General features: G+C 51.7%; 4 protein-coding genes. All 4 read left to right on the top strand.

From position 1 onward, the window contains the following. Window positions 1-161 precede the first annotated feature (161 nt). Window positions 162-1,541 carry an MFS transporter gene (locus tag AC27IB_RS22070; protein WP_487123671.1) on the top strand — a complete coding sequence of 460 codons (1,380 nt, stop codon included), beginning with the start codon at window positions 162-164 and terminating at the stop codon, window positions 1,539-1,541. Further along, window positions 1,534-3,867 (top strand): beta-glucosidase, encoded by a 2,334-nt coding sequence (locus AC27IB_RS22065; protein WP_487123669.1) that lies wholly within the window; start codon window positions 1,534-1,536, stop codon window positions 3,865-3,867. The genes AC27IB_RS22070 and AC27IB_RS22065 overlap by 8 nt, the downstream gene beginning before the upstream one ends. 88 nt (window positions 3,868-3,955) lie before the next feature. Further along, entirely contained in the window at window positions 3,956-4,927 is a 972-nt protein-coding gene (locus tag AC27IB_RS22060; RefSeq protein ID WP_296044067.1) for a helix-turn-helix transcriptional regulator, read from the top strand. 329 nt (window positions 4,928-5,256) lie between these two features. Then, window positions 5,257-7,722 (top strand): bifunctional aspartate kinase/homoserine dehydrogenase I, encoded by a 2,466-nt coding sequence (gene thrA, locus AC27IB_RS22055; RefSeq protein ID WP_487123667.1) that lies wholly within the window; start codon window positions 5,257-5,259, stop codon window positions 7,720-7,722. Window positions 7,723-7,737 lie beyond the last annotated feature (15 nt).

The raw sequence follows: 7,737 nt of genomic DNA, 5'->3' as shown, positions 1-7,737 counted from the left end.
CGGTTTGTAGCTCAAACGCCCCTCATCTTGTTACGGGAGTAATAAAAACCGTCTGCTGCAGCCAGAAAGCAAAATGTTGTAGTGAAGTGAGCAAAATATCGAAAGCCGTTAAATTAACATTTTGCTAACCTGAAGAGGAAGTCAAATGCGGAGTGGGTTTAATGAGTGGTACCGCCAATCAGAGCTATGTAGTTGTGTCTGCCAAAGAAAAGTTTGGTTACGGGCTGGGGGATTTTGCATCAAACCTGTCGTTTGGATTTGTGTCGCTGTTTCTGCTCTTCTATTACACCGATGTGTATGGCATAAGCGCTGCTCAGGCCAGCTTCATTTTCGTAGCCGCCCGCGTTATTGACGCCGTTTTCAATTTACTGATTGGGGTAGCGGTAGACCGCACCGATACCCGCCATGGTAAGTTAAGACCGTACCTGCTGTTTGGTGCGCTGCCTCTTGGGGCGCTCACTGTGTTGTGTTTTGTGATGGTGGGAGAAGATTATAAATTTATCTTCGCGCTGTTTTCTTACACCCTTTATTGCCTGGCCTATACCACGGTTAATACGCCTTATTCTGCCATGACCAACATGCTTACGCAGCATGAACAGTCGCGGGCGTCATTGTCGGTGTATCGCTTTGCGCTGGCCAGTATTGGCTATTTGGTAGTTTCGACCACTGCCGGGCCTTTGGTGGCCCTTTTTGACTCGCCGCAAACCGGGTATATCGTTGCCGTAACGCTTTACGCGGCGCTGGCGACGGCCACATTCTGGGCATGTTTCGCCATGACCAAAGAGCGCGTGCAGGCCGAAAGTCACCCCGTGGAAGATAACGCGAAAAATGCCCTACAGGTTATTTTGCAAAACAAGCCATTAATTAATGTGTCTTTTTATACCTTATTTTTCTACATTGCCTACACCGTGTGGCTGGCCATTGCGGTATATTTTGTTAAGTATGTCATCGGTGATGAAGACTTTCTGACGACGTTTTTTCTCATTCAGACCCTGGCCTATACCGGCGGGATCATCGCCTCAGAGCGCCTGATTGCCCGCTGGGGCAAGAAGACCATTACCCAGGTGGCCTTGTTATTTGGTATCAGCGGATTGTGCTTTCAGTATTTTCTGGCCGGTGACAATATCACCGCAGTAATGATTGGCGTTTGTATGTTCAGTGTCACGCTGGGGATGGGGTTTGTCACCATGTGGTCGATGGTGCCGGATACCGTGGAATATGCCGAATGGCACTACCAAACCCGGGCCGAAGGCACGATTTATGGCTTTTATAACTTTGTTACCAAGCTGGCTATGGCACTGGGCGGCGGTTGTGCGGGGCTGCTGCTGGACTTTTTCGATTACACCAGTGCCACACCCGATGCGGCGGCGGTGGCCGGGATAAACTTTGCCATGACCCTGTTTCCGGCACTGATGTTTATACTGTGTATGCTGGTGGTCGCCTTTTACCAGCTAAACGAGTCCGCATACCGCGACCTTATAGAAAATATTACCCAGCGCAAACTGGCCCGGCAGGCAATCGCGGGAGAACGCCATGAATAGAACAGCGAAGCAGTGTTTGAGCGACATGACCGTTAGCGACAAAGTCACCCTTCTGACCGGCAACGGTCTGTGGAAAACGGCGCAGTTGCCAGAACTGGGTATTGAACCGCTCACCATGACAGACGGTACTTACGGCGTGCGTTACAGTCCTGAGCAAATCGACCATGAAGGCAACTGGTCGATTACTGATTTCCTTGGTGTCGTGAATCAGAGTGCCGATGAGCCCGCCGATAAAAAGGGCAGCGAGGCCTTATTCGGGCACACGCTGCCAGCGACCTGCTTCCCTAATGGTTCAGCCCTGGCCTGTAGCTGGGACAATGCGCTGGTGGCACAAATGGGGCAGGCATTGGCCCGTGAATGTCAGGCACTGGGCGTTGATATTTTACTCGGACCGGGGATCAACATTCGCCGAACGCCGTTATCCGGTCGAGGGTATGAGTATTATTCCGAAGATCCGTTACTCACCGGAGAACTGGCGGCGTCACTGATAAAAGGGTTACAGGGTGAGGGGGTGGGAGCCAGCCTCAAGCATTTTGCCTGCAATAACTCTGAATATCGCCGAACAGAGATGGACTCTATTGTTGATGAGCGCGCCTTGCACGAAATTTATCTGTCTGGCTTTAAACGGGCTATTGATAAGGCTGACCCCTGGACGGTGATGTCTTCATACAACCGGTTGAATGGCCAGCAGACCTCCCAGCATCGCGGTTTATTACATGACATTCTGCGCCAGCAATGGGGCTACCAGGGGCTGGTAATGTCTGACTGGTACGGGGTGAAAGATCGGCCTGCGTCCTTGCTTGCAGGCAACGATCTGGCCATGCCTGAGGTGGCCCGGGATAAAGCCGAACTGCTGGCAGCCATCGACAATGGAACGGTTGACGAAACGGTGCTCGATACTGCCTGTTTGCGCATGCTTGCGCTGATTGACCGTATCAATGCCGGGCGCAAAACGCCGCAGCCGGTGGATATGCCGGGGCATCACCAACTGGCACAGCACATTGCTGAAGAATCTATCGTGTTACTGAAAAATAGCGATGGGCTATTGCCCCTCGATACCCGGAACACGCCTCGCATAGCAGTCCTTGGCCCGGCCGCCCATGCCCCGGTAATTCAGGGCTCAGGCTGTGCTACAACGGTACCGAGTATGCTCGACAGACCACTGGATGAAATTATTGATGTGGCAGGTGAGCAAGCCGAGGTGACCTACAGCGCCGGGGTTGGCGATGGCGAAACAAGCGCTGAAGAGGCGCTGTTATTAGCCTCTTCTCAGGCAGAAGCGGCGGATGTGGCTATTGTCTTCATTAGCACGGCCGTGGGCGAGGATGGCGAAAACGGCGATCGCCAACATCTCGATGTGGTGGCCAGCCATGCCGCATTGTTAAGTGCCGTGGCGGCTGTGCAGCCCAATGTTGTGGTAGTGCTGATGAATTCCGATGCGGTCGTTATGCCATGGCTCGGTCAATGCAAGGCCTTGCTGGAAACCTTTTTCGCCGGGCAGGGAGTGGGCCGGGCAGTGGCGAATTTGCTGTTCGGATTAAAGAACCCTTGCGGCAAGCTGACCGTTACGGTCCCCAATTCACTGGAAGAAACCCCGGCTTATCTGCATTACCCCGGTGAGGCGTTAAAACATTATTACAGTGAAGGTATCTACGTGGGGTACCGCTACTACGATAAGCGTAAAATGACACCTTGCTTTCCATTTGGCCATGGCCTGAGCTATACCACTTTCGAGTACCGCAGTATTGAGGTGGTCAACAAGACGTTGGGTACTGGCGAATCGCTGCAGGTTGATGTCACGGTGGCCAACACCGGTGCTCGGTTTGGTAAAGAAATTATTCAGCTTTACCTGAGTTTCCCCGGTATTGAACTGGCCCAGCCGCCGCTGGGATTAAAGGCATATGCCAAAGTGGCCCTGGAGCCTGGTGAAACGAAAATGGTCAGCCTGACTATTGAGGCGGACGACTTTCGGGCCTGGCATCCGGCACTTAAGGACTGGATCGTCGAGCCGGGTAAGTATGGCATTAGCGTTGGCCCCTCGTCCCGGGAGTTACCGTTAAGCGCCACTGTGCAGGTGGCCGGCAGCAATTATCGTTTACCGCTCAGGGAAGACAGTTCGTTGGTGCAGGTAGTAAAAGACGAGCAGGCATTTAGCCGGGTGGTGGCTTTGGTCGCCAGCCGAAGCGGCCTGGAGGCGTCGGTGATCAGGGAGCGATTAATAACGATTGCGCCGGAGCTTTTTTGCGGATTATTTATCGCACTCACCGAGTTTTTGAATGTGCCGGTGAGCCGCAAGGAATTGCTGGAGGCCCTGAGGGCCGACTGACCGGCGTCGGTTAGACTAACCATACTGTGGCTGATAGGTTATGCTTAAACCGGTTTAAACGTATAACGTGTATGGAGCGGGCCAGTCGGTGCAGCCTTTTCGCTTAGACAGTGCTCAGTTGGATAATCAGGGGATAGCGACCGCAGGTACCTGTGAGTTGATTTCCTATGATTCGGCTCAACTCAACATGTTTGCCGCCGAACTCAGTTATTGTCAGCCACACTGGCATGAAGCCCCTGAGCTCATTTATGTGTTAAGCGGTGACTTAAGTCTGACCGTTCACCAGCAGGAAGTTAAGCTGGCGGCAGGCGATCTGGCTTTTATCGGGGCAGACCTTATCCATGCGCTTGAAACCCAGACAGGATGCACATTACTCACTTTGCAGTTTTCTCCGGTGTTATTTCATGACACACATCCTTTACCGGCAGGATTTGCCTTCTTTACCGCAGGCCAAGTGGCTGCCGGGCAATTAACCGCTCAGTGTCTGTCGATGTTAGAACTGGTCTTGCAGGAAGGGGTCTCATTTTTCGCTTTGCAGGCGCAAATCTACGCTTTGCTTGCCTGTCTGGAAGTCCTGCTGGTACGGCAGCCGCTGATATCGGCAATGACGGTTGGCGCGGCAGATTCCCGGGAAGAAATGGTGATCCGCCAGAGCATTGCCCGGATTAATGAAACCTTTGCAGAGCCGCTAACCGTTGCAGACCTCGCCGAACAGGCACATGTAAGCTATTCGCACTTTTCGCGGTTGTTTAAAAAAGTCAGCGGCTACAGCCCTTCAGATTATCTGACCATGGTCAGGGTCAATCAGGCTAAACCCTTACTGAAAAGCATGCAAATCCCCATCACCGATATCGCCGGGAAGGTCGGTTTCGCTGAACACCGGGCTATGCTGGCGGCTTTTAAAAAGTACTGTGGCGTGACCCCGACTGAATACCGAAAGCAATATTACGCTGATTTTGACTGGCGTGCCGATGATGAGCGTGTAACGGCTACGCCGAATAAACCGCTGGCTTTGTCGCTGGCCCGGCAAATTATGCGGACCGGCTCTGCTAAGCCTTAGCATAAAGGCGGGTTGTGGGTATAGATGTTAGCGGTACTCTCGTGATATTATGCGCGCCCAAAATAAAGATTCCCGCCGCAATAAGGTCAGGGAACGGTCTAAAATTGTGCAAATGGCTGTTGACATATAGACGTCTATACGGCAAATTGACCACATGAAGACGATTATGAGCACCACCGGCATGATTATTACCACCTCAACGAGGGCGGTCGCTGGCTAGTGCGCGTAAGCAAACAGACAACGAAAGCCCGCCCTCACAAGAGCGGGTTTTTTTTTGCGGTAAAGAAAATGGGCTACGCCCAAAACACGATGCAGTCAAGGAGCATTCAATGAAAGTCTTAAAGTTTGGTGGTTCATCTCTGGCCGATGCGCAGCGTTATTTGCGAGTGACCGAGATTAGCATGACGATCCACCAGGCCAATGGAGCTGCGGTAGTATTATCGGCCCCGAAAGGCGTCACCAACGCTCTTGGTGCGCTCTGTGAGCAAGCTGCGGCGGGAGAAGACTACGAAGTTCTGTTTGGCGAACTCAATGACAAAGTGCTGGGCATTGCTGCTGAACTCAGTGAACAGGTTGCCGGTTTCGATGTTGCTACTATCAATGATTTTATTACCACGCATCTGGCTGGTCTGAAAAAACAATTACAGGGCATTGCACTGTTAGGCCGCTCACCCGATGCCGTCACCGCCAGCATTATGAGCCTGGGTGAATACATCAGTGTTAATTTGTTCAGTGGGATCCTGACAGCCAAAGGTATCCGCAATCAAATTCTGGATCCGGTTGAATACGTGGTGGCAGATGGCGATTATCTTGACAGCATAGCCGATGTGGCACTGAGTAAAGCCAATTTCAGTGAAGTGGTCTCTGATGGCAGCCAGCTAATCATAATGCCGGGCTTTGTGGCCGCCAATGAAGAAGGCGAGAAAGTCACACTGGGCCGCAACGGCTCGGATTATTCTGCGGCAGTTCTGGCTGCTTGTATCGGTGCGGAATGTTGTGAAATCTGGACCGATGTGGATGGCGTATACAATGCCGACCCGAATCAGGTTGAAGGCGCGGTATTACTCGATAAGCTCACTTATCAGGAAGCCATGGAGTTGTCTTATTTTGGTGCCAAGGTACTGCATCCGAAAACCATTGGCCCAATCGCCCAGCATCACATTCCTTGTTTAATTAAAAACACCCTCAACCCCAGCGCGCAGGGTACCCTTATCAGTAACGAAGCCAGCACTACCTGGACCAGCGTTAAAGGCATTTCGCAACTGGATAATATCTCCATGTTTAATGTAGCCGGCCCGGGTATGAAAGGGATGGTAGGCATGGCGAGCCGCGTGTTTGAGGTGATGTCCAATGCGCATATCTCAATCAGCCTGATCACTCAGTCGAGCTCTGAGTACTCCATTAGCTTTTGTATCTCCAGTAAAGATGCCCTGCGTGCGCAGAATCTGCTGGAAGATGCGTTTGCGCTGGAGCTGCAAAACCAACTGCTGGATCCGATTGAAGTCCGCCACGATTTGGCCATTGTCACCCTGGTGGGGGATGGCATGCGTCATACCAAAGGTCTGGCGGCACGTTTCTTTAATGCTTTATCTCAGGCCCGGGTGAATAATATCGCCATTGCCCAGGGGTCTTCAGAACGCTCTATCTCAACCGTTATTGAAGCTAAGCGTGCGAAGAAAGCGGTGAAAGTGATTCACCAGAACTTCTTTTCTGACCTGCATACCATCGACGTATTCCTGGTGGGTTGTGGGGTGGTGGGCGCAGAGTTGCTCGGCCAGATTGCCAAGCAGCAACCTACTTTACTGGCCCGCAACATCCAACTGCGGGTATATGGTATTGCCAATAGCCGCAAGCTACTGCTCAGCAGTCAGGGCGTGGATGTTAACGGCGACTGGAAAGCGCAGTTAAATGAATCTGCCGATGCGTTCTCCGTTGAGCGTTTGCATGATTTTGTAAACAGCAATGCGCTGGTGAATCCGGTGATTGTGGACTGTACCAGTAATGCGGCGATTGCCAGTCAGTACGTGGACATGATGGAAAATGGCTTCCACGTGGTTACGCCAAATAAAAAGGCCAATACCGACAGCCTGGCCTATTACAAGAAACTGCGTAAAACTGCCCTGCAAACAAATCGCCAGTACTTGTATGAAACTACCGTTGGTGCCGGTTTGCCGGTTATTGATAATCTGCAAAAACTGTTTATTGCCGGTGACGTACTGCATCGTTTTGAAGGTATTTTATCGGGCAGCTTATCTTACGTGTTCGGTAAGCTGGAAGAAGGCTTAACGTTATCCCAGGCGACTGCTATTGCTAAAGATAATGGCTTTACAGAACCCGATCCTCGCGATGATTTAAGTGGCATGGACGTGGCTCGTAAGCTGTTAATCATGGCCCGTGAAGCCGATTTAGAACTTGAACTCAGCGATATTGAGATTGAATCGGTACTTCCGGCCGGCTTTGCCGAAGACTGCGACGTGCCGAGCTTTATGGAACAGTTACCCGGGCTTGATGCTGACTTTGCCAAGCGGGTTGAAAGTGCCGCGGCGGAAGGTAAAGTATTACGTTACATTGGTGCCATTGAGGGTGATAAATGCAAAGTCACTATTCAGGCGGTACCGGGCTCACACCCACTGGCAGCAGTGAAAGATGGTGAAAACGCGTTGGCAATCCACAGTGATTATTATACGCCGATTCCTTATGTTATCCGCGGCTACGGCGCTGGTGCTACGGTAACCGCCGCTGGTGTGTTTGCTGATATTCTTCGTACCATGCCATGGAAACAAAACGCGTATTAACCGGTTTTAGAGATT

The sequence above is a fragment of the Alteromonas sp. 4NH20-0104 genome, assembly GCF_057547795.1.
Note: the sequence above shows the minus strand (reverse complement) of the source record. Positions and strands in the feature narration are given on the sequence as shown.